Consider the following 23,079-nt stretch of genomic DNA (forward strand, 5'->3'; position numbering starts at 1 on the left):
GCTGTCCGTCTTTCGGCGTTGCGGCTTACTCGGCCTTCAACGGCTTGGCAGCACCCGCCAGCAGGAGCGCCAGGAGGATGGGGGCAAGGATGGCCAGCAGTGCGTTGTGGATTCCGGTGAGGTCGCCCAGGTAGCCCAGCAGGGGAGGGCCGGCGAGGAATGAGATGTAACCCAGTGTTGAAACCACCGAAACCCGTGCTGCGGCGTGCTGCGGATCGTCAGCCGCCGCGGACATGCCCATGGGAAAGGCCAGCGCCGCCCCGATGCCCCAGAGGGCGGCACCCACGGCCGCCAACCACGGATTCCCGGCCAGCACAAAGAGGCACAGCCCGGCAGCGGCTGCTGCCATGCTGGCCCTAAGGACAGCCACCCGGCCGTATTTGTCGATGACGCGGCCGCCGAGGAAGCGCATGCCGGTCATGGCAAGGACGAAGAGCGCGAACATGAGGGCGCCCGTGGATTCCGACGTGCCCAGGCCGTCCACGGATGCCTTGGCGATCCAGTCGTTGCCGGCGCCCTCAGTCAGGGTTGCGCCCAAAACAACGACGCCGATGAGCACAGTCCTGCCGTCCCGCCAGGCCGACGGGCCCCGGACGGCCTTGGTTCCTTCTGCGGGAGCCGGGATGGCGACGTGGGGAAGGAAGTAGCGGGGCGCCATCATGGTCACCACGAGCACGATGCCAACGATGACCAGCAGGTGCACGGGCAGGTCGACCCCAAGGTTGGACAGTCCGGCGCCGATGAGGGCACCGACGAAGGCCCCGCCGCTGAAGGCAGCGTGGAACTGGGGCATGATGGTCCGCCGCAGCTTGTGCTCCACGTCGGCCCCTTCGATGTTCTGGGAGACATCCCAGAGCCCGATGGCAATACCGAAGAAAAACAAGGAGACCGCCGTGCCCGGGATGGACGCCATGGACAGCGACAACGCAATGCCCACGCCGGCGGCTGAGGCAAGCAAGCCGCCCAGGCGCACGGTGTTCGCCGTTCCGAGCCGCCCCACCACCCATCCGGCCGTGGGCAACGCGAGCAATGAGCCGACGGCGGTGCAGAGCAGCAAGGTGCCCATCTGTCCCGATGTGATCTGCAGTGTTTCGGTGACGGCGGGAATCCTCGCCGCCCAGCTGGCGAAGACCAGTCCGTTGATGCCGAAGACAATAAAAGTGGCAGCCGCAGCTGCCTTGAGCCCAGCCTGTTGTGCCGTTCCGGTATTGATACTCATACGTTCACTACTTCCACAGAGTTGTCTTCGAGTCGTCGTCGTTCGTCCTGGCTGAACTGCTTGTCCGTGACAATGATGTCCACACGGTCAAGGCCCGCCACAAGGGCCCTGGCATGTGCTTCCCATTTCGCGGCGGCTGCTGCCACCACCACACGGGACGCTGATTCGATCCCGGCCCGCTTCACTGCCGCGTCCTCCAGGTCATGGGCGAGGAGTCCGTCCTTGAGGTCCACGGCGCAGGGAGTGACCACTGCCGTGTCGAAGCGCAGTGAGCGGACATTGGACTCCGCAAGCGGGCCCCGGAAACACAGTTCGGAGGGAACCAGGCTTCCGCCGGGCAACAGGAGGGCGGGACGGGTTCCGGCCGTAACCTCGTCAGCCGTTAACACGTTCAGCGACCGTAGGGACATCGGCATAAGGGTGAGGTCCCTGCCGGCCAGCGCTTGTGCAACCTGGGTAGCTGTACTGCCGCTGTCCAGCCACACATGTTCCCGGTCCCTGAGAAGGCCGGCCACGGCGGCGGCGATGCGCTTCTTGCTGTCCTGGTCCTCCAGCTCGCGCTGCCCGTAGCCCGGATTCTCACCATGGCCGATGAGGCTGCGCGCCCCGCCGTGGATCCGGCGAAGAACGCCGTTGGCGGCAAGAACTTCAAGGTCCCGGCGGATCGTCGCCCCCGAGGCATCGCAGGCAACTGTCAGCTCCTCCACGGACACTTCGGAGCGCCGGCGGAGCAGTTCGGCGATCGTGCGGTGCCGCTCATCCGTCTTCATGATCAAATGATAGCAACTCATGATCATTTGCTCACGAAGCCCTCAGGCCCTCTCTCACTTAATGCGACAAAACGGCTGACCCTCCCGCACCAGTGCGGGAGGGTCAGCGAAAAACGCGCGTGAAGTGAGAGAGCGTTGGGGTCAGCGGGCGCGTTCCACGCGCTTCTCATCCCACACCGGCTCGTCCGATTCGTAGACCCTGCCGTCGGAACCGAACACCAGGAAGCGGTCAAACGTCCGGGCGAACCAACGGTCGTGCGTCACGGCGAGGACGGTGCCCTCGAAGTGGTCGATGGCCCGCTCAAGTGCCTCCGCGGAGTGCAGGTCCAGGTTGTCGGTGGGCTCGTCGAGGAGCAGCAGCGTAGCGCCGCTCAGCTGCAGGAGCAGGATCTGGAAGCGGGCCTGCTGCCCGCCGGAGAGGGATTCGTACTTCTGCTCGGACTGGCCGGCCAGCCCGTACCCATCCAGCGCACCGGCTGCTGCCTCGCGGCCCAGTCCCGACCGGTGTTCATCGCCCCGGTGAAGGATTTCCAGCAGCGTTTTGCCCAGCAGGTCCGGCCGCACATGCGTCTGGGCGAAGAAGCCCGGGCGGATCCTGGCGCCGAGCTTCACAGTGCCCTCGTGCGGCACTTCGGCGATTTCAACGTCGGACACGGGCAGGTGCTCGCGCTCCGGATCAGTGCCGCCGGTGGCGAGCAGCCGGAGGAAGTGCGACTTGCCGGAGCCGTTGGAGCCCAGGACGCCGACCCGGTCGCCGAACCATACTTCCGTGGAGAACGGCTTCATCAGGCCGGTCAGTTCCAGCTTCTCGGCCACGATGGCACGTTTGGCGGTCCGGCCGCCCTTGAGCCGCATCTGCACATTCTGTTCGATGGGCAGCGCCTCGGGCGGCCCGATCTCCAGGAACTTCGCCAGCCGGGTCTGCGCGGCGTGGTACCGGTTGGCCATGTCGGAGCGGAAGGCAGCCTTGTTTTTGTACATGTTGACGAGTTCCTTGAGCTTGACGTGCTCCTCGTCCCACCGTTTGCGCAGTTCCTCGAAGCGGGCATTCCGGTCCGCCCGGGCTTCCACGTAGGAGCCGAAGCCGCCGCCGTGGATCCAGGCTCCGGCACCGTTGATGCCCGGCTCCAGCGTAACGATGCGGCCGGCAGCGTTGTTCAGCAGTTCCCGGTCGTGGCTGATGAAAAAGACAGTCTTCTTCGATTCGTTCAGCTTCTCTTCAAGCCAGCGTTTGCCCGGCACATCCAGGTAGTTGTCCGGTTCATCGAGCAGCAGCAGGTCATCGGGGCCGGCAAAGAGCGCTTCGAGCACCAGGCGCTTCTGCTCGCCGCCGGAAAGGCTCGACGCCGGGCGGTGCTGTGCGCGGTCAAAGGGCAGTCCCAGCGCGGCCATGCACACTTCGTCCCAGACGGTCTCGACGTCGTAGCCGCCTGCATCGCCCCAGTCCACGATGGCCTGGGCGTACCGCATCTGGCTTGGCTCGTCGTCGTGCTCCACCATTGCCAGCTCGGCTTCATCCACCTCGCGGGCAGCGGCGGCCAGTGCGGGCGGTGCGGCGGAGACCAGCAGGTCGCGGACCGTTGAATCGTCACGGACCTGGCCTACGAACTGGCGCATGATGCCCATGTTCCCCGACCGCCCGATAACGCCTTCGTCGGGCACCAGGTCCCCGGCGATGATCCGGAACAGCGTGGTCTTGCCGGTGCCGTTGGGGCCAATCAGGGCCGTTTTGGTGCCGTCCGGGACCTTGAAGGTCACCCCGTTGAGCAGCTGGGTGCCGTCGGAGAGGAAGTAATCGATACCGGAAACGTCAATATGGGCCACGCAGTCCATCTTCCCACGCCCCACTGCGGAGTTTTTGTCCACGTATGCCGGGATAAACCGTCCGGAAGCCTGCATACGTGGACAAAAACTCTAGCCGGCGGCGGTGAGGAACTTCTGCAGCAGCGGTCCGGACGTGGTTGCACCCAGGCCGCCGTCCTCCACAAAGACGGCAACGGCGAGGTCGCCGTGGACGGCCACGATCCAGGCGTGGGTCTTGGGCGGGTTTTCGTTGCCGAACTCGGCGGTCCCGGTCTTGGCCCCCACAGGCGCGCCGGGGACGCTGGAAAGGAAGCCCGCATGCCCGGACGTCACCACGGCGCGCATCATGTCCGCCAGTTTCGTTGCTTCCTCAGCGGTAATCGGGTTTCCGGACGCCTGCGACGGCGCCGCTGCACTGGCCGTGGCCGAGGGCTGCGCAGGCGGGGCGGAGGAGCCGCTGGTGGTTCCCTCGGCGGCAGCACCGGCGTCGGGATTCAGCACAAGTTGCGGCGCAACCGGCGCACCTTTGGCCACCGAGCCGGCCATCATGGCGGCCGCCAACGGTGACAGCAGCACTTTGCCCTGGCCAATCATTGAGGCGGCGTGCTCGGTGCCGGCGGCCTCACCGGGGACGGATCCCAGGAAGGCATCCGCCCCCAGCGTCGGCGCCTCGACGGCGATGCCCATTGCGAGGGCTGCCGCCTCGAGCTGGCTCTGCGAGACGCTGTCGCGGGCCGCGATGAAAGCCGTGTTGCAGGAGTGGGCGAAGGCATCGCGGAGCGTCACCGAACCCAGCGAGCCCGCCGGATACCCCTCGGAATTCTTGAACGTCCGGCCGTCCACCGTCAGCGTGGGTGTGCATTCCACCTTGGAATCGGGGGTCAGTCCGTTGCGGAACATCGCCAGCGAATCCACCATCTTGAAGATGGATCCCGGTGCGTACTGGCCCAGCATCGCGGTGTTGTAGCCATTGCTTCCCGGACCCGACGCCGCGGCAAGGACGGCACCGGTGGAAGGACGGAGGGCCACAATCGCAGAGGCCGGTCCCACACCTTCAAGGGTGGTCTCCGCCAGTGATTGAAGGGTGGGGTCCAGCGTGGTCTTCAGCGGTGTTCCCGGCGTGGGCTTCACTTCGAAGAGCACCCGGCGCGGATCCGTCGCGGCTGACTGGATCTGTTCGCGGGTCAGGTCTGCGCGCTGGGCACGGATCACGACGGCGTCCGTTCCCCGAAGCTGTTCGTCGTACTGCTGCTGCAGCCCGCCGATGCCGGTGACGTCTCCCGCGGTGAGCTCACCACCGGAGGATTCGATCTGCTCGGCCGTGGCCTCGCCAACCGAGCCGAGGACGGCACGGGCAAAGGTGCGGCTGGGCGCCAGCGGCATGGACGCGGGAATCGCGCGCGCTCCGGGAATGGCCGCAATCTGCTCGTTGGTGATGGTACGCCCTTCATCGCGGAGCGTGATGGCAGACACAAAAGCTTCGGCACCCGATGCCTGGACCTGCTGGGTATAGGCGGCGGGATCCACGCCCACCAAGGCTGCGAGCTTACCGGCGGAATCGGCGGGATCAGCGGAGCCCAGCTGCGGCTTATCAATACCCACATTCACCACGGGGCGGTACGTCACCAGTGGAACGTCGCCGGCACCCAGGATGTCTGCGCGCTGGGGTGACTGCGATCCCTTGGTCAGGATCTCACTGTCCGCCAGGCCCGGCACCAGGGTGGCCGGATCCCAGACAGTCAGCCACTTGTCCCCGGACTTCTTGAACTTGGCCGGGACGCTGTACTTCCATTCCGCACCGCCAAAGTTCCAGGTGTAGTTCAGCGGCGCGGAGGCGTTATCACCGTCAAGCGTCAGTTCGCCCGCCTCAACCGCCGGCTTCTCGGGATCGAATGCGGCGAAAACACCCTTCAGCTGGTCATTGGCAGCGGCGGAGTCCTTGCCGTCGAAGGGGACCGCCCCTATATCGAGTCCCGAGACCGCGGTGGCCAGCTGCCTGGCGGCGGCTTCGGCCCCGCTCCGGCCGTCGTCGCAGGCCACCAGTGAGGTTCCCAGAATGATGGCAGCGATGCCCAAAGAAAGTTTTGTTGATATCCCCATCGCGCCATTATCCCCCGGTTTCATGGGCCGGTTTGCCAGCGCCGAATGCGTCGGCGAAGAGCGTGGCAGGCTACCCCGCGTCCAGTCCCAACGACGGGACGGACTGTGCGAATATGTCCTGAAGGGCATGTTTGGCCGCATGATAGCCCGGCATGCCTGTGACCCCGGGACCGGGAGGCGTGGAGGAGGAGCAAAGGTAGACGCCACGCAAGGGTGTTCGCCACGGCACGGGTGACACCACGGGCCGCTGCACGAGGTTCAGAACGTCCATGGTGCCGGCACTGAAGTCTCCGCCCACGTAGTTCCGGTTGTACGTGGCCAGTCCTGCCGCGGTGATGGCCTTGGACTCCACCACGAGGTCCCGGAAACCCGGAGCGAAGCGTTCCACCTGGGCCGTGATGGCCTCAGTCATGTCCCTCGTTGACCCGGCGGGGACGTGGCAGTAGGCCCAGAGGGTGTAGCGGCCGGCCGGTGCCCGGCTGGAATCGAAGCGGGACTGCTGGGCCACCAGCACATACGGGCGTTCCGGATGCCTGCCGGCACTGACCTGGTTCTCGGCGTGGGCCACTTCGGCCCGGGTGCCGCCCAGGTGCACCGTCCCTGCATTGGCCAGTTCCGGTGCGGCCCACGGCACCGGCCCCGAGAGGATGAAATCCACCTTGCACGAGCCGTTTCCATACCTGAAGGACTCCAGTGCTGCACGGTAGCGCGGAGGAAGGGCGTGGCCCGCCAGGTTCAGCAGGCCCTGCGGTGCCACGTTCAGGAGGGTCGCACGGGCAGGAGGAAGGTCCTCGAGCCGGTCAACCGGCGCATCGGTGTGGATGACACCTCCGTGCGCAACGAGATCCGCAGCGAGGGCCGCGGCTATGGACGCCGAACCACCCTCCGGAATGGGCCAGCCTCCTGCATGCCCGAGTGCCCCGAGCATCAAGCCCGCCCCCGATGCTGCCAGGGACGGCTGATGGGAGATCGCGTGGGCGGCCACGCCGGAGAGCAGCGCAGGTGCCAGGTCTTCTTTGAACCGGGCGTTCCACAATCCGGATCCCTGTTCGAGGGTCCTTAATCCGAAAATCCCGGCAGCCACCGGGTTGCGGGGGAGGCGGAGGAGCTGGTTCTGGGTAAAGTCCATCACGTCGTCGATCCGGTCCACCAGAGGTGCCATCAACCGGCGGTAAGCATCGCCGTCCCGGCCCAATTCTTCAGCTGTCCGGTCCAGGGACCTGTATGCGAGTGCAGCCCGTCCGCCATCCAGAGGGGAGGCGTAGGACACCTCCGGGGTGATGAGGTTGATCCGGCGGAAGAGTTCGAAGGCTTTGAAGAACGGTGAAGCTACTGCCATTGGGTGAACTGCCGAGCAGACATCGTGGAAGTGCCCGGGCTGCATCAGCTCGCTGGTGCGGGTGCCGCCGCCGATTGTGGAGCCGGCTTCGAAGAGTTCCACGGACAGTCCGGCCCGTGCCATCACCACTGAGGCCGCCAGGCCGTTGGGCCCGGCACCCACCACCACAACGTCAGGCATTGGACCCTGCTTTCCATGGGAGGAGGGAACTGGAGGGTCTCCGGCGGCTCAACCGGAACCAGTCAGGTGCACCGGCGAAGGGGCCGCCGTGGGGATCGTCAAGGTGGTGCCGCCGGATGGGATCGTAGTCCGGGTTGTAGATGTCCCAGGTCACGCGGAGCATCAGGTAGCCCACCGCCACCATGTGCGCAGCCACGGCCAGGACGTAATACGGCATATCCAGGTTGTGCTGGGATGAGCCTGCGCTGGTCACCTGTCCAAGGTACATCCACACCGCCGCCCAGTGGAGGCCCTCAATGCCCTGCCAGATCAGGAATTCCCGCCACCGCGGCCGTGCCAGCGCCAGCAGGGGGATCAGCCACACCACAAACTGGGGCGAGTAGACCTTGCCGGTGAGGATGAACGCGGCCACGATCAGGAACGCCAGCTGGGCAAGGCGGGGCCGCCGCGGAGCTGTGAGGGCAACCGCCGCTATGGCTGCGCAGGCCAGGACAAAAAGGCCAACGGACAGGAGGTCGACGGCGGCCGGGCCGAGTTCCGCCCAGCGCAACCGGTTTGCCACGAGGTTGTAGGCGAACCAGGGTGAGCTGTAGCCGGCGTCGCGGTCGGCGCTGAACTGGAAGAAGTAGATCCAGCCCGCGGGGTTGGCCGCGGCGAAGGGGAAATTGGCCGCCAGCCAGGCGGCCGCGGCCGCGCCTGCCGTCACGAGCAGGGGACGGAAGCGTCCCGTGCGGAGGGCCAGGAGGAAGATGGCGCCCAGCACCAGCAACGGGTAGAACTTCGTGGCCGCCCCCAGTCCTATCAGGACGCCGGCAAGCACCAGCCGCTGCCGGGAGAAGAAGTACATCCCCAGGGCGAGCAGGGCCACGGCCCACATGTCCCAGTTGATGGTTCCAGCCAGCACGATGCCCGGGGCCAGGGCAACCATGGCGGCATCCCACGGGCGCCGGACGGTCATCCGGGCGGTGGCCAGGACCGTCACCACCGTCACCGCCGCCACCAGCGTGACGTTAAGGTCAAAGTAGCCGAGGATACGCTCATCCGAGGTCCCGCTCCCGGGGACCAGCCATGCCGTCACCCCTGCGATCAGGGCGGTCAGGACAGGGTACTCAAACTGGCTGCCGGGACCCACGACCGGAAACGTTCCGTCTGCCAGGCCCCGGTTGCGGAACAGTTCGGGAAAGTCCGAATAGCAGGTGGCGTAGAACTGCGTGGGGGATTCCCACCCGTTCGCCCGGCAGTACCCCTTGACCAGGATCCCGATGAGGGCAGCCAGGACGGTCAGGATGATCAGGACGCGTTCAACGGTGAAGATCCCGGGCGAGACAATTCCGGGCGCGGACCGTGATCCAAGGGGACCACCGATGACTTCGGTGAAGTTGCGCAGGAGGACGTCGCTGCGGCTGGGGACTACCAGGCGGGACCGCCCTCGATGCTCCGGCGGCTGGTTCTCCTGCATGCCTTCGAGCTTACCGTCGCCCCGGGCGCCGCAAGCGACCGGCAGGCCCCGAAAGGGCACCGGCAGGGAGCCCACGCACGGCCGCGTGGGCTCCCTGTACCGCGTGAAAGTGCTTCATTGGTGCTCCTGAAACGGCCTGAGGGTCAGCGCAGGCCGCCCATGTGCTGGTGCAGAAGGACATACACGTCTTCCCGGTGCTTCTCCAGCAGCGGACGGTTGAACGGACGGGGCCTGCTGTGTCTTCCCCGCTTGGGAAGCAGGAACTGTTGAAATTTCTTTATCATTGGGGTCACCTCCTTCCACTTTGATTGGCCCAAAAATAGGCGCGACAATTAGGCCCTCACGCACCCCGAATGAGAGTGAGCTTGGGCATGGAAATGCATTGAAATGGGAGCGGCGGTTTAGATGCATTGTTTTATGCGCGGGAAAATGCCGCTAAAGCACGGGGCTAAGATCTGCAAAAGAAAGCAGAACGCAGTGCTGAAGGAGGGCAGGATATCCCGCGATGAATGCATTGGACACCCGGGAAACAAACCCCAGTGCACAGCAGCCGCCGCGTTGCCGCCGGAGAATCAGTGCCGGCAGTAAAGGCGGAGGCTAGGAGGCTGCATGGCCCCTAAACGGGCGCGCAAAAGCATCAGAGGCGGGGGCCGCGGCGATGGTCGTCTTCCGTCCGCCAGTCAAAGTAATCATTCTCCCAACCTCCTTTTCTGCTCTGCCGTCACGCAGGCCAAACGCCTGCAGCAACATGCGCCGGTGACCCCGGCAAGTGGCTCTGGGGTCAGGAATAAAGCTACACCACAATTATGGTGTGCGGCTACCTAATTCACGGTAATCTTCTAAAAGATTTAGAAACTCTTCCTAAAGTCCCCAGCGGACAATTGCCGGTGTCCGCTTGTCCCAGCCCAGGGTGCACACTTTGGCGGTGCCGAGGATAAAGTGCCTGCCTTCGGCAGGCGGGAGTTCCAGCCAGCGGGCCGTCAGGATCCGGGAAAAGTGGCCGTGGGCAACAATGAGCACATTGTCCATTCCCGATTCGAGGACGCGGCCAATGATTTTGTCCGCCCGCGCCGCCACCTCGTCGAGCGTCTCTCCGTTCGGCACGCCGTGCGTCCAGATGAGGTAGTCCGGGTTGTCCTTCCGGATCAGGTCGGAGCTGATGCCTTCATAGTCGCCGTAGTTCCATTCGACGGCGAGCGGCTCGTGCTGCGCGTCGGGGAACCCCGCGAGTTCGGCGGTCCGCCGGGCACGCCGCAGGGGTGATGTCAGCACAAGGTCGAAATCGACAGGGTCCAGCACCTTGCGTGCTTCCACAGCCTGCTGCTCGCCTTCCACGGTGAGGGGAAGGTCAGTGAGGCCGGTGTACTGCCCGCTCTTGGACCATTCGGTTTCGCCGTGGCGCAGGATCCAGAGCTGGGGTCGGGGGGCAAGGGCTGGGTTGGTCACTTGGACTCCTTAGGGGAAAGTTCGACGGCGGCAGGAGAGGTTCCAGCCTCAGGTACGGCAGGTGCTGATTCAGGCTGTTCCGCCCACCAACGCAGGAGCCTGTCCTCCGCATCCGCGGCGGGCAGCGGACCGTGTTCCATCCGCTCGTTCAGCAGGAACTTGTAGGCCCGGCCAACCACCGGTCCCGGCTTGAGGCCCAACAGTGCCATGATGCGGGCGCCGTCCAGGTCGGGGCGCACAGCGTCCAGCGATTCCTGTTCGCGCAACGCGGCGATCCGGGCTTCGAGATCGTCATAGGCAAAGGCAAGGCGCTCGGCCTTCCGCTGGTTCCGGGTGGTGACGTCGGAGCGGGTCAGCCGGTGCAGGCGTTCCAGCAGGGGCCCGGCGTCGGTGACGTACCGGCGGACGGCCGAATCGCTCCAGCCGGCCTCTCCGTAGCCGTAGAAGCGCATGTGCAGTTCGACCAGCCGGGCCACTGCCTTGATGGTGTCGTTATCGAACCGCAGCGCCTTCATCCTCTTGGTGGTGAGCTTGGCACCCACCATGTCGTGATGGCGGAAGCTCACCGCACCGCCCGGTTCGAAGCGGCGCGTAGCCGGCTTGCCGACGTCGTGCATTAACGCTGCAAAACGCAGCACAAAATCCGGGCCCGGCACAGGGCCTTCAGCGTCCGTTTCGAGCTCGGCTGCCTGCTCCAGGACCTGGAGCGAGTGCTGGTACACGTCCTTGTGCCGGTGGTGTTCATCCGATTCCAGCCGCAGGGCGGACACCTCGGGCAGCACGAATTCGGCCAGCCCGGTATCCACCAGCAGGTCGATGCCCACCCTTGGCCGGGCGCCGCAGATGAGCTTGACCAGTTCATCCCGCACCCGCTCGGCGGAGATGATGGTGATCCGCTCAGCCATCTCCGTCATGGCCCGCCGCACGTCGTCGTGGACCGAGACACCCAACTGCGCGGCGAACCGGGCCGCGCGCATCATCCGCAGCGGATCATCGGAGAAGGACGCTTCAGGCGCGCCGGGCGTGGCCAGGATGGAGGCATGCAGGTGCTTTACGCCGCCGAACGGGTCCACGAGTTCCAGCGTCGGCAGTTTCAGGGCCATGGCGTTGATGGTGAAGTCCCGCCGGAGAAGGTCGTCGGTCAGGGAGGAACCGAAGGCCACCACGGGCTTGCGGGACTCGGGGTCGTATGCCTCTGCACGGTAGGTGGTGATCTCGATCTGGAAGCCGGCCTTGCGCATGCCGATGGTGCCGAAGGCGCGCCCGATTTCCCAGTAGTTGTCCGCCCACCTCTTAATGAGTGCCACTGTTTGGTCCGGTGTGGCATCCGTTGTGAAGTCCAGGTCAAGCGAGTTCCTGCCCAGGAAAAGGTCGCGCACCGGACCGCCCACCAGCGACAGTTCATGCCCCGCGTCGACGAAGCGCTGGCCGAGCTCCAGGACCACCGGGTCCACCTGGAAATCGACGGTGTGGGATTCAGTCTTGTGATGTGGGTGCGCCATAGTTACTTAAGCTTGTCAGAAACCAGCGGTGCCGCAGGCCAAAATACTGTCAAGATCCTGCTGATTCTGTCCGCCCCTGGCAAAGTGCGTCATATGCCGTCCATGTTCATGTCATGTTCCGGTCATCACGAACGGGCAACAGTCGTTAGAGTGGACTCCATGGCCCATCCAGTACCGAGCGCTCCAGGCAGGAGGACAAACGCACCGTTGCCGTCGGCAATCGGTGCGCACGTTGCGCCTGCCCCGCATTCGGCGCCGGCCTCCCTGCCTACGGTGGAGGAAGTCTCCGCCGGCGGCGTCGTGGTGGACACGTCCGACGCCGAGCTGAGGGTGGCGATTATTGCCCGCCTTAATCGCGGCGGGCGTTTGGAATGGTGCCTGCCCAAGGGGCATCCGGAGGGCAAGGAAAACAACGAGCAGGCGGCCGTCCGGGAGATTGCCGAGGAAACCGGCATCGAAGGCGATATCCTCGCACCGCTGGGCAGCATTGACTACTGGTTTACCGTCAGCGGCCACCGCGTCCATAAGACGGTCCACCACTACCTCCTCCGCGCCACGGGCGGCGAGCTGACCATCGAAAACGATCCTGACCAGGAAGCGGTGGACGTGGCATGGGTTCCCATCCAGGAACTGGCCCGCAAGCTGTCCTTTCCCAACGAACGCCGCATCGCGGACCTTGCCCGGGAAGTCCTTCCCGAACACCTTTAGCCGCGCACCGCCGGCGGCTGCGGTGCGGCGATAGCCTGCTGCGGGTGAGACGATGAACTCGATGTCAGCTTCCAATTTTCCTTCCGACAGGTCCGGCCGGCCAGACGATGCGGCGCCCGAGGCCGTTCCTCCGGAGCCCGCCGCCCCGGACGCTGCCGGCTCCGCGGCTGCGGGCGCCAGCGAAACCCGCTCCAGCGCCATCATGGCCGCCGGGACGCTGGTGTCGCGTTTCCTGGGCTTCGGCAAGACCTGGATGCTCGGCACGGCCCTGGGTCTCGGATCCACCGTCAACGACACCTTCATCAACGCCAACAACCTGCCCAACCTGATCTTCCTGCTGGTGGCCGGCGGCGTGTTCAACGCCGTGCTGGTGCCGCAGATCATCAAGGCGAGCAAGGCACCGGACAGGGGAGCGGACTACATCAGCCGGCTGCTGACCCTGGCTGTCCTCCTCCTGCTGGGGCTGACTGCCCTGGTGACACTGGCCGCGCCCTGGGTCATCGAACTCACCACGCAGGGGTACTCGCCGCAGCAGAAGGCGCTGGCGGTAACGTTTGCCTTCTGGTGCCTGCCGCAGATCTTCTTCTACGGCCTGTATGCCCTCCTCACCCAGGTCCTGAACGCCAACGGCGCGTTTGGGCCTGCCATGTGGGCGCCCATCCTTAACAACGTGGTGGCCATTGCCGGATTGGGAATGTTCATCTGGATCTTCGGCACCAACGAGATCAGTCCCCATACCCTGGCCAACTGGGGCCCCACCCAGACCCTGTTCGTGGCGGGCTTCTCCACTATCGGGGTAGTGTCGCAGACCGCCATCCTGATGATCCCGGTGATCCGGTTGCGGCTGGGGCTCCGGCCGCGGTTCGGCTGGCGGGGTGTGGGACTGGGCCAGGCAGCCAAGCTGAGTGTCTGGACCCTGCTGACGGCCGCCGTCGGGCAACTCGCCTTCCTGTACGTGATGCGTATTGCCACCATTCCCGGCGCGGAACGGCTCCGGCTGGCGGAGGCGGGCGACCCCGCGGCGGAGATGCTGCCGGGCAACGCGGTGCTGGAGGTTGCCAGCCAGCTGTACCTGCTGCCGCACTCGATCATTGCCTTGTCCCTGGCCACGGTCCTGTTCAACCGGATGACCCGCGCGTCCCAGGACGGCAACCGGGTCGAACTGCGCGATGCGCTTTCGCACGGTTTGCGGACCATGGCGGTCGCTACCGTTTTCGGGGCCCTGGCACTGTTTGCCCTTGCAGGTCCGCTGGGCATGTTCTTCTCCGGCGGCCTGCGCCAGGACGGCGTGATGCTGGCCCAGACGCTGACCATCCTGGCCCTCAGCACCCCGTTCATGAGCGCCAACTTCATGATGTCCCGGGTGTTTTACGCCAACGAGGACGCCCGGACGCCGTTCTACATTCAACTGCTGCTGGCGATTGTTTATGTGGCCGGGGCGTTTGCCATCCAGTTCCTGCCCGTCAACCAGATCATCTATGCGATCGCCGTCCTTTACATGGTGGGCAACATCCTTTCGGTAGTCATCAGCGCGTTCTTCCTGCGCCGGCTCCTGGGCCATCTGGACGGGCCGCGGATCGCCAACTCCTACATCCGGATGGGCTACGCAGCCCTTGGTTCGGCCATCGCGGGAGCGGGGGCACTCTGGCTGATGGGCAGCTACAGCCCGGACGGCTTCGCCTGGCAAAACCGGATCACGGCCCTGATCACGGTAGTGGTGGTGGGCCCTGTGATGCTGGTGGTCTACTTCTTCCTGCTCAAGCTGTTCCGTGTGTCTGAAGTGCAGGACCTGCTCCGCCCCCTCCTTGGCCGGCTGGGGCGCGGGGGACCGGCCGCACCTCCCACGGAAGGCGGGGACCCGCCGTCGGACTCGACTCCAGGCGGGCCCTCCTCAGGTGGACAGCGAACAGCCCCGGAGCGTGCCACTACGTCTGTGGACACCGGCCTCATTCCCCGGATTTCCGGCGAGTTCGACTCCGTGTCCTTCCGCGCCGGCCCTGCTCCCCAGCGGGAGGCGGCCCCGCAGCAAACTGCCGACGACGGCACGAGCCAGTCCGACGGCGGGTACCTCCCCGGCGAGGAACAGCCGAGTACCGCGCGGGGCGGCTTGCTGCGTGAACAGATCCCGTTGCCCGGGCGCCGGACCTTCCAGGGGAGGGCCGGCGAGAACCCTTATTTCAAGCCGCGGCGGCCACGGAAAAAGTGATGCTGCGGCGGTTTGCGGCCGCCCTCGTCCACGGTTCGCCGGGTCCAATCGGCTAGGATCGAAAGGGAACAGGGGTAGTTGCACTCAAGGGTGAGCCTCATGGCGGCCCCTGAACGGTGGTTGCGTCATCCAAGCCGGCAATACCGGACAGTCTAGGAGGAACACGTGTCCAACCCGATCGATGTCGGATCAGTACTGGGCGGCCGTTACAAGGTCACAGCCACGGTACTGGCCTCGCACGACCACGATCTGGTGCTGGATGGTGTGGACCAGGTACTCAACCGTCCCGTCAGCATCCTCGTCGCCGGACCCGGGAACACCGAGCAGGTGGCTCAGAGCGCCCGCGAAGTGGCTACCGGTGAGCGCCCGGGAACTGTCCAGGTCCTGGACCTCGGCGTCACCGAGGCAGCAACGTACCTTATTACCAACCACACGTCGGCGGCGGACCTGCTGGATCTTGTGGTGGCCTCCAACCCACCGTATGTGGAGCCCTTCTTCACGGACACGCTGGGCAGCGAGATTTTTGGCCAGGCACGGTCGCATGAGCCCGAGCCGTACGACGACGAAGAGAACGTCGACGCCGGCTACATCAAGTACTCCGATACGCACCCCGGCCAGGTTGACCCTTACCGTTCCGCGCCGGTATTGCCGCCCAAGCTGCCGGTCCGTCCAGCGGCGACTCCCGCCGTCGGGCGCCCTGCTTCCGGTGCTACCGCTGTGGGTGGGGCGGGGGCCGCTGCTGCCGCTTCCGGTGCCGCCGGCGCCGCCGCTTCTAACGGTGCGGCGCGCACCGGGGCATCACCGCTGCGGCCGGAGGAAACGGCAACTGCCAGTTTCCCCTCCAGCGCGGGGAGCCGGGAGGAGGCCGCCGGGTCCGGGAAGCCAAAGGTCTCGCTGTGGTCAGAGGACGACTACGCGAGTGCGGATGACCAGGACCTGTATGACGAGGCTCCGGTTGAAGAGCAGCCTGTACCCGCGAAGAAAAAAACTCCGGCCTTCGCACGCTCGGCTGCCCCCGCATCCGCTGCTGCAGGTGCGTCCTATGCCGGCCGGGATGATTATGACGACGACGATCAGGACGCGCCGGAGCGTGAACCTCGCTCCATGCGCTGGCTGGTAGGCGGTCTTCTGGCCGTGGTCCTGATTGCCGGGCTTGTGTTCGCTGTGACTAATCTCGGCAGTTTATTCTCCTCGCAGCCGCAGGCCAACCCCACTGTTGCGGGCACGAACAACAGCGCTCCCGACGGATCCTCACCAGCGACCCAGGCCCCCACGTCCGCACCGGCTGCCGTCCCGCCCGCGATTGAACAGGTGAGCCGCCAGGGTGACTTTGACTTCGCCGCCACGTTCGATGGTGACCTGGTGAAGGCGTACGACGGTAACGCTGCCAGCTACTGGTCCGACATGGAATTTGCCACCGAGAACTGGGGCGGACTCGCCCCGCAAGGTGTGCCGCTTGTGGTGAAACTGAAGAGCGCCGCCACTGTCTCGTCCATCACGGTGTCACAGCTTGGCGGCTCGGGTGGAAACATCACGGTCTACACCAACGACCGGCCGTCACTGGATGGGGCCAAGGCTGTAGGAACCAGCAGCTTCACCTCCACGGACCTGAACATCCCGTTGGCAGAGCCGGTCAAGGCGCAGTATGTGATTGTTTCGATAAATTCGCTTCCCCGCCTGGCGGCCCCGAAGACACGTTACGGTTTCGGCCTCCGACTGGCTGAGATAAAGGTCCAGTAGCCAGCTGGTCATCATCGATACCGTTCCGCCCCTGTGGTTAGCCGCGGGGGCGGACCTCGTTAACTGCTGTTGGTTTGGCGCCAGGCGGTAATCTGGAAAGAGCGTGTCTCGAGGGGAACGCTTACTGCTGTCCACGGGCATTCCGCCGTGCACTGCCACCGGAATATTCAGCCTGCAGTATCAGTTGTGCCATGTGGCCGGCCTCCACAGCGGGGCGCGTCAATCAAGGAAGAGGTTCACCGTCCAGTGACCATCGCAGAAAACACCACGTCAGACGTACGTGATGTCATCATCGTCGGCTCCGGCCCGGCTGGTTACACGGCAGCTGTCTACACTGCCCGCGCAAACCTGAGGCCCCTGCTGTTGGCAGGTTCTGTCACCGCCGGCGGTGAACTGATGAACACCACCGATGTGGAGAACTTCCCGGGCTTCCCGGAAGGCATCATGGGACCGGACCTTATGGAGAACTTCGAGAAGCAGGCGTCACGCTTCGGCACCGAGATTCAGTTCGAGGACGTAACCTCGCTTCAGCTCGAAGGGCCGGTGAAAACAGTCACCATCGCTACCGGTGAGAGCTTCCAGGCGAAAGCAGTGATTCTGTCCACCGGCTCGGCATACCGCGAGCTGGGGCTGCCGAATGAAAAGAGACTGTCAGGGCACGGCGTCAGCTGGTGTGCAACCTGTGACGGTTTCTTCTTCAAGGACCAGGACATCGCTGTCATCGGTGGGGGAGACTCCGCCATGGAAGAAGCCCTGTTCCTCACCAAGTTTGCGAAATCGGTAACGGTTGTCCACCGCCGCGATTCACTCAAGGCCTCGAAGATCATGGCCGATAGGGCGCTGGCGCACGAGAAGATCAACTTCATCTGGAACAGCACCGTTGACGACGTCATCGGTCAGGACAAGGTGACCGGACTAAAGTTGAAGAACCTCATTGACGGCTCCGTTTCCGACCTCGCCGTCACGGGTGTTTTCGTGGCCATCGGCAATGACCCCCGAACCGACCTCGTGAAGGACGTCCTGGAACTGACCCCCGAAGGCACCATCGCCGTCCAGGGGAGAAGCTCCAAGACGAGCCTGCCTGGTGTTTTTGCCGCCGGCGATGTTGTGGATCCCACTTACCGCCAAGCCATTACCGCGTCCGGTTCAGGTTGCGTTGCAGCCATCGACGTGGAGCACTACCTCGCAGACCTGCACGCCTAAGTCCGTAAGCGCCACCGAAGAGAAAGACAAATCATGAGCAACGCAAAAGATGTAACAGACGCAAGTTTCGGCACGGACGTACTGTCCTCTGACAAGCCGGTTATCGTTGATTTCTGGGCAGAATGGTGCGGTCCGTGCCGTAAGCTCGGCCCCATCCTCGATGAAATCTCCGTCGAGTACAGCGAGAAGGTTGAAGTTGTGAAGCTCAACGTCGACGACAACCCCGCCATTGCCGCCGAGTACGGTATTACGTCCATCCCGGCCGTATACCTGTTCCAGGACGGCGAGGTGAAGAGTACGGTGATCGGTGCAAAGCCGAAGCAGTTCTTTGAGAAGGAGTTCGCTGACGTTCTGTCATAGCGAACAGCGTTGTTGGGTGACCAACAACTGCAAGGGGTGGCCATTGCTCTTCAGAGCAGTGGCCACCTTTGTTTTTCTTACAGTATTCCGCCTCGTATGGATTTAGAGTGCACCCACATCCAAATGCTGAGAGTTTGGCCCGGCGTCCACGAAGGTGCACGGTGGCGGCCCTACATGCCGGGCATTTGCGTGGAAGTGGCGATTCTCTCGCGTACGGTGACCTCCGTATCTTTTGTCAAGACCTGCGATTCTTCTCGCGACCGTTTCACGTGAAACAGCCGCTTTCCGGCGGTGCCGCTCTGGACGCAGGAAAGACTGAGGAGAGGTCACAATTGATGACCACCATGACCACCAGCAATCCGCGGGAGGCGGGCTGCTTCTGACCACACGGAACACCGGTCCAAGTCTGCCTTCGCCTACATCAGGCGCATCGACCGACCCTGGAGTAGGGGGGTCTAGGAGCCACAACGGTTTTGAGTGCAATGTGGCCGTCACCCCCACACTGTCTTCTAAATTTCCAGTACGTCTCTTTAAGCTATCTACTACACGCTAGGCTGATCTCGCCGGTCCATGCGGGCCCGGTATCAACACGGCCCCTACACCCGATGTGGCCTCGGAGCCGCAACACTCACGGGAGGTGAATTCCTGACCTCTCTCGAGCACCCTCCCTTCCCGAACGTGCGCAGGCGGGGAAATTCGCTTGCCAACTGCATTTCCCAGTTATTGCTGAATCGTTCCGCCCGCTCGCTAGCCTCCCCCTTCCGTGTCGTTACTGCACGGAAGGCGCTAATGGCGCCGCCAATGTTTCCAGCGGCCACGATCCTGCGATCCTTGGGGGGAGCCCCGGACTCTGAGAATCAACAACGATGTTTCACGTGAAACGGCCGGCGTCTTTCGGTTGCAGTTGTTCGGTGAATAACGGCTGCCCCTAAGATCACTTACCGATATGCCCCGCCATTCACAGAGTTGATCGCAACAGGCGCCAAACCGTCGCGACTTGAGTTCGCGGTGAAAACCGGCAGTGGTCGCACGGAAAAATAAGTGGCCCATGAACTGGCCCGCGCCGGATCCCTAATCAGCTACAACAGCAGGCCTGTATGCGCGATATCTGGGAACGGCACCCTCATAGACAGATCGCCATCCGCAAGGCAGCGGACGCGACCGTTGGCGGCGTTCTGCAATTCGTTCTCCGTATGGTGGAAGTGCGGGGTCTTCACGTGGGCAGGCATAGCGAGTTCTCCACCAAAATGGAGGCAGCCAGGATGGTGGGCGGACGTAACCCTCTCTATCCCCTCGTCCACCATCCACGCGTCAATCAGAATGACCAGTCACAAGATGCTTACCAAGGGCGCCGCTCCGAAAGCCGAGACCCAGCAAGTAGCAAGGTGCAGAACCTGCCGGCCATCTGTTCGAAGACTACTCAGACCGCAAGAACTGCTCCAGTCGCACAGGAGACGGGGGACAGGACAGCCGGTCGCTCCCGTGGCGTGATACTCCATCATGAATGATTCCAAGAATGACTGGAACAAGCATCATAAATGTCTGCGCGCCCGAGCGTTAGGTGTGGAATTCGTTGCTCACCAGGCAAGCGGTGCATTCGCGAGTAGCAATGGGTCACGGGCACCCGCCACGATGGAGTGCAGTCGAGTTGCTGTTTCACGTGAAACACAAGGAATAGCACCCAGGGCGGGGATCGCACGGTCGAGTCCATCCGCTTCACCTGTGCCCTGCCGCGTCTGGCGATAGCCACTTAAGAGTACCCTGGGGCATCGATCAGACGCTATCCAGTTCCATGGCAAGTTGCCTGCGCACCTCTCGACAGCCTACCAATGGGTACAATCCGACTGCTCTATTGGAAGACCTTGGTCTCCACCGCATCATCATGACTTCTGAGGGGAGCGGCCGCGACCACGCATCGTGGAGTATTTCTCACGTACGGACTCACCCCAAGTGAGCTAGCGAGCAGGTCGACATGACCACCGAACGCTGATAGTTCCAGGAGAACGGGGTAAGTGAGCGAGCCATCCAGCAGTGCAGTTTTGCCTTCGGATCGTGCCGGCACATACCGGGGGAAGATGCCGCAACTGAGTACGGTGCAGCCAATCGCACTATACCCCGGTAACTGCGCCCGGACCGCACCTGCGAGTGTCACCCCTGGAGCTAGAGGGCACCGCGCCTACAACTGGAGATCCGCCGCTGCTCGCACTGCTTCGATGAACCCGCCAAGCACCACCGAGTCATGACGACATCCACAGCCGGCAGGCCACTTAGCTCGAGGCGGGCAGCGGGGATTAGCTCGGCCCATGACATGCGGGGATGCAGACCTCGGCACCTCCCAGTCCAGTGTTCCGCCGATTCGCACTCCCGGTAAACCCTCCGGCTGGACCTGGGCATACGGGGACAGCGGCCGGCGAGAAAGTGGCTGATGTAGTCCCAGCTCAGGTGCTGAAGCAATCTTGCTGGAGAGTTATCCCCATGGTTATCCACAGACGAACCACCAGTCTCTCCACAGGCTTATCCACAGTCCGAGCGTGCTCACCGAAAAGGCACCAACACTGACTGTAGAGCTATCGCATCGAAGCTGCAGGACCCCAGCTCTGCCCGACCGCTGTGCGCTCTGCGCGCACAGCACGAACCTTCCCAGGATTGCACTCCAACACCGCAAAATAAACCGAATCAGACCTCCGGAGGTACCAAAATACCGGTCTATATCGCGGCGCTCCTGACCCCGGCGGGCAATGGAGGCGTTTCACGTGAAACACCTCACTCCCGGGCCGCCCTACTCGGTATCCCAGGTACATATGCAGGGCGGCTGCTCGGATAGGAGAAGCATCACATCCACAGGAAGCTCGCGGGTTATCCCCACTGTTATCCACAGCTTTATCCACCGGCCGCTGACCGACTAAAGTGGACCGGCGATACCTGCCCCGGAACCTCAATTTGCCGAACCCCCGACTTCGAACCTGACGGCCTGCGCCAACGCAACAGGGGACAAAACCCAAGGCGCGGGGGGCGCAAGGAATGGCTCTTCAGCTGTCGTGAGTACCGTCGTACCAGCCCTCACCTAGGACGATCACTCCGCCCGGCCCTGCTTACACACAGTCTATTGCTCCCCGGCAGAGCTCCCTCTTGTTGTCGTGCCGGTGAAAGAGGCGACCCAAAGGAGAACATCGAAGTCCCCGTGAGGAGAACGCGGACCCCGACCGCCTTCGATATTCCTTCGAACAAACATCGAGACATCACACCTATGCTTGCCGTGCAGCGCTTAGATGGAGAGCGCTAGACTCGCGGAGGGTCAGGCGCAGCTCGGAAGCATTAGATCGAAGAGCCCGCCAATCCGTCGGCCTGCCCGACTCGGTCGTCGCCACGAACACGACGACCGTGGACCGCCAAAAGCGATAGGCCCGATGAAGGCACAATAGCGTTTCACGTGAAACGGCACGCCTCCGCCTGCCGCATTCGGGCGTGCCTGGCTCCGCGGTCCGCCGGGCCAAATGCAGGGTTAACGACACCAGACCGCATGCGCCCGACTGCGCGGCAGCGCAGAGTGACACACCGGTAGTGAGCGCTAAGGCCAGTGCTTGGCGTGGGTATGGCTCAGGCAGACACTCCGGGCCTGCACCCTGGAGCCGGGGGGAGCCGGGATGATCGGACTGACAGGTTTCACTGACCATCCGGCTGGACCAGCGGTCGCGACCATTGGTATGGGCGCCGGCTGCGGTAGTTGGCAGGAACAGCCGGCCGCAGCTGGCCGCGCGGCCGCGTGGGGTCACGAAGTCTGGTTCCGCCAGAGTCGAATAGCCGGAACGACAAAGCTGAAGTCGTACCCTAAACCAAGGCAGGCCGCTACCCGTCCACGGTCATATTCTCTAAGAACTGCCAGCGCCCCACCTGATGGTGGTGGTACCGCCGTAACGGCGTCTGAGCTGATGTTCGTGGCAAGGCTCGTGTTCTGAAAGTGAGTCCGCGCTATAGGCTCAGCCAGCTAACGGGGAGCAGCTGCCTGCAGCAATCTAAAATGCGATAGCTGTCACCTCAGCACTACACCATGCACTAACTTCCCAAGCACCGCGGAGTGCCACCTGCACTTGGCCCGCCGAAGGTGTGTGCGGGGTGTCGCTAAGCCCTGTACTAAGGCAACCAGCCCGAAAGCGCCGTCGGCACTCGCGTGGTATCAATTGTCAGCTATATGACCACACTTCGGATCCGGACTCGCACAGTTGGCCTGTAAATGTTTCACGTGAAACGCTCGGGATCGCCACATGACACCTTGCGGCAGCGGGCTAAGCGCACAAGGCAATCAGCACGCATCATGGTTAGCACGATCAAGATGCCACACGGCCCTGCGCCAACCGTGGTACCCCAAGTTCGGCACGCCTGCCAGCTGCCTTATGCACTGCCTCCCGCAGGTGCGGGGAGCAGGGCGCGCCCTGTTCGCCGTCTACCCAGGAGAAGCCCGCGAACTCTAGGTCGCTCTCGACCTCTGCGTCTTTTCGAACTGGTCCGTTTAGCCGAACCGGGATTTCCAAGCACCGACTTTGCTGCATTCACGTACAGAGCCATGAGAACGACCTGGATGGCCCCGGAACGACCCGTCCACTCGAGGGCTATCCCCGCGGATTCCTATGACAACGCTGGAGCGAACACTTTCAATCCAAGTAAGCGCGCAATCCTAAGCTGAGCACCCCGCAGCAATGCCTATCCACTCGTGCCTGGACTGCCCTGCAAGCAACAACGGCGCCAGGACACACCGGGTACCGAATCTCCCTGGCTTCACTGAGGCTGCATCCGCTGCGCATCCACATGGAAGTTCAGACGAGAGCGATTTCCTTGGCCGATCGAGCCCCTCAAAAAGGCGTCCGCGTCCGTAAGTAGGAGCGCACGCCCCAGCAAGAGCACTGTCGCGGTGTGACTTTGCGTCACTGTGGGACTGGTCCTAGAGCTGAAGCCGGAGACCTGGATTCCTGGATGCCAGGATACGGACATGTACGCCGGAATTTCACACAGCAGACAAAAGAGGCGGTACACCCATAAACAGCCCACG

14 protein-coding genes are annotated in these 23,079 nt (G+C 63.7%); 5 read left to right on the forward strand and 9 right to left on the reverse strand.

Translation table 11 applies throughout. From position 1 onward, the window contains the following. Positions 1-25 precede the first annotated feature (25 nt). From BACI348_RS00920 to BACI348_RS00960, 9 genes are all read right to left on the reverse strand, one after another. On the reverse strand, positions 26-1,219 hold the full coding sequence (locus BACI348_RS00920) for an MFS transporter (RefSeq protein WP_159823538.1): 1,194 nt from the start codon (positions 1,217-1,219) through the stop codon (positions 26-28). After that, the gene (locus BACI348_RS00925) at positions 1,216-1,989 is read right to left on the reverse strand and encodes a DeoR/GlpR family DNA-binding transcription regulator (protein ID WP_159823539.1); all 774 of its coding nucleotides are present in this window, start codon (positions 1,987-1,989) and stop codon (positions 1,216-1,218) included. Before BACI348_RS00925 ends, BACI348_RS00920 begins: the two co-directional genes overlap by 4 nt. Positions 1,990-2,130: 141 nt before the next feature. Next, positions 2,131-3,813, reverse strand: a complete 1,683-nt coding sequence (locus BACI348_RS00930; RefSeq protein ID WP_159823540.1) for an ABC-F family ATP-binding cassette domain-containing protein — start codon at positions 3,811-3,813, stop codon at positions 2,131-2,133. 90 nt (positions 3,814-3,903) lie between these two features. Next, positions 3,904-5,892, reverse strand: coding sequence for a penicillin-binding transpeptidase domain-containing protein (locus BACI348_RS00935; protein WP_159823541.1), 1,989 nt, complete (start codon positions 5,890-5,892; stop codon positions 3,904-3,906). A 70-nt stretch (positions 5,893-5,962) separates the two neighbouring features. Continuing rightward, positions 5,963-7,411, reverse strand: coding sequence for a phytoene desaturase family protein (locus BACI348_RS00940; protein WP_159823542.1), 1,449 nt, complete (start codon positions 7,409-7,411; stop codon positions 5,963-5,965). Next, positions 7,404-8,870: a glycosyltransferase family 87 protein gene (locus BACI348_RS00945; protein ID WP_159823543.1), complete on the reverse strand. Its 1,467-nt coding sequence runs from the start codon at positions 8,868-8,870 to the stop codon at positions 7,404-7,406. Before BACI348_RS00945 ends, BACI348_RS00940 begins: the two co-directional genes overlap by 8 nt. Before the next feature lie 143 nt (positions 8,871-9,013). Further along, positions 9,014-9,154 carry a hypothetical protein gene (locus BACI348_RS00950; protein ID WP_159823544.1) on the reverse strand — a complete coding sequence of 47 codons (141 nt, stop codon included), beginning with the start codon at positions 9,152-9,154 and terminating at the stop codon, positions 9,014-9,016. A gap of 577 nt (positions 9,155-9,731) precedes the next feature. Further along, positions 9,732-10,316 (reverse strand): histidine phosphatase family protein, encoded by a 585-nt coding sequence (locus tag BACI348_RS00955; protein ID WP_050057129.1) that lies wholly within the window; start codon positions 10,314-10,316, stop codon positions 9,732-9,734. Further along, entirely contained in the window at positions 10,313-11,818 is a 1,506-nt protein-coding gene (locus BACI348_RS00960) for a CCA tRNA nucleotidyltransferase (protein WP_159823545.1), read from the reverse strand. The genes BACI348_RS00955 and BACI348_RS00960 overlap by 4 nt, the downstream gene beginning before the upstream one ends. Positions 11,819-11,977: 159 nt before the next feature. On the opposite strand from BACI348_RS00960, the gene BACI348_RS00965 reads away from it, so the two are divergent. The 5 genes from BACI348_RS00965 (at position 11,978) to trxA (ending at position 18,035) form a co-directional block, all read left to right on the forward strand. Beyond that, positions 11,978-12,526: an NUDIX hydrolase gene (locus tag BACI348_RS00965; protein ID WP_236557327.1), complete on the forward strand. Its 549-nt coding sequence runs from the start codon at positions 11,978-11,980 to the stop codon at positions 12,524-12,526. 61 nt (positions 12,527-12,587) lie between these two features. Beyond that, on the forward strand, positions 12,588-14,732 hold the full coding sequence (gene murJ, locus BACI348_RS00970; RefSeq protein ID WP_159823546.1) for a murein biosynthesis integral membrane protein MurJ: 2,145 nt from the start codon (positions 12,588-12,590) through the stop codon (positions 14,730-14,732). A gap of 165 nt (positions 14,733-14,897) precedes the next feature. Further along, entirely contained in the window at positions 14,898-16,472 is a 1,575-nt protein-coding gene (locus BACI348_RS00975; protein WP_159823547.1) for an ABC transporter substrate-binding protein, read from the forward strand. A gap of 246 nt (positions 16,473-16,718) precedes the next feature. Then, a complete protein-coding gene (gene trxB / locus BACI348_RS00980; RefSeq protein ID WP_159823548.1) occupies positions 16,719-17,675 on the forward strand; it encodes a thioredoxin-disulfide reductase in 957 nt (318 codons plus the stop codon). Between the two features lie 33 nt (positions 17,676-17,708). Continuing rightward, positions 17,709-18,035 carry a thioredoxin gene (trxA, locus tag BACI348_RS00985; RefSeq protein WP_159823549.1) on the forward strand — a complete coding sequence of 109 codons (327 nt, stop codon included), beginning with the start codon at positions 17,709-17,711 and terminating at the stop codon, positions 18,033-18,035. Positions 18,036-23,079 lie beyond the last annotated feature (5,044 nt).

Source organism: Arthrobacter sp. 9AX, from assembly GCF_902506095.1.
Taxonomy (GTDB): Bacteria; Actinomycetota; Actinomycetes; order Actinomycetales; family Micrococcaceae; genus Arthrobacter.

Excerpts from the sequence above, each read along its gene's own strand:
- BACI348_RS00920 (WP_159823538.1), bottom strand. The coding sequence starts at position 1,219 with ATGAGTATCAATACCGGAACGGCACAACAGGCTGGGCTCAAGGCAGCT.
- BACI348_RS00925 (WP_159823539.1), bottom strand. The coding sequence starts at position 1,989 with ATGAAGACGGATGAGCGGCACCGCACGATCGCCGAACTGCTCCGCCGG.
- BACI348_RS00935 (WP_159823541.1), bottom strand. The coding sequence starts at position 5,892 with ATGGGGATATCAACAAAACTTTCTTTGGGCATCGCTGCCATCATTCTG.
- BACI348_RS00940 (WP_159823542.1), bottom strand. The coding sequence starts at position 7,411 with ATGCCTGACGTTGTGGTGGTGGGTGCCGGGCCCAACGGCCTGGCGGCC.
- BACI348_RS00945 (WP_159823543.1), bottom strand. The coding sequence starts at position 8,870 with ATGCAGGAGAACCAGCCGCCGGAGCATCGAGGGCGGTCCCGCCTGGTA.
- BACI348_RS00950 (WP_159823544.1), bottom strand. The coding sequence starts at position 9,154 with ATGATAAAGAAATTTCAACAGTTCCTGCTTCCCAAGCGGGGAAGACAC.
- BACI348_RS00960 (WP_159823545.1), bottom strand. The coding sequence starts at position 11,818 with ATGGCGCACCCACATCACAAGACTGAATCCCACACCGTCGATTTCCAG.
- BACI348_RS00965 (WP_236557327.1), top strand. The coding sequence starts at position 11,978 with ATGGCCCATCCAGTACCGAGCGCTCCAGGCAGGAGGACAAACGCACCG.
- murJ (WP_159823546.1), top strand. The coding sequence starts at position 12,588 with ATGTCAGCTTCCAATTTTCCTTCCGACAGGTCCGGCCGGCCAGACGAT.
- trxA (WP_159823549.1), top strand. The coding sequence starts at position 17,709 with ATGAGCAACGCAAAAGATGTAACAGACGCAAGTTTCGGCACGGACGTA.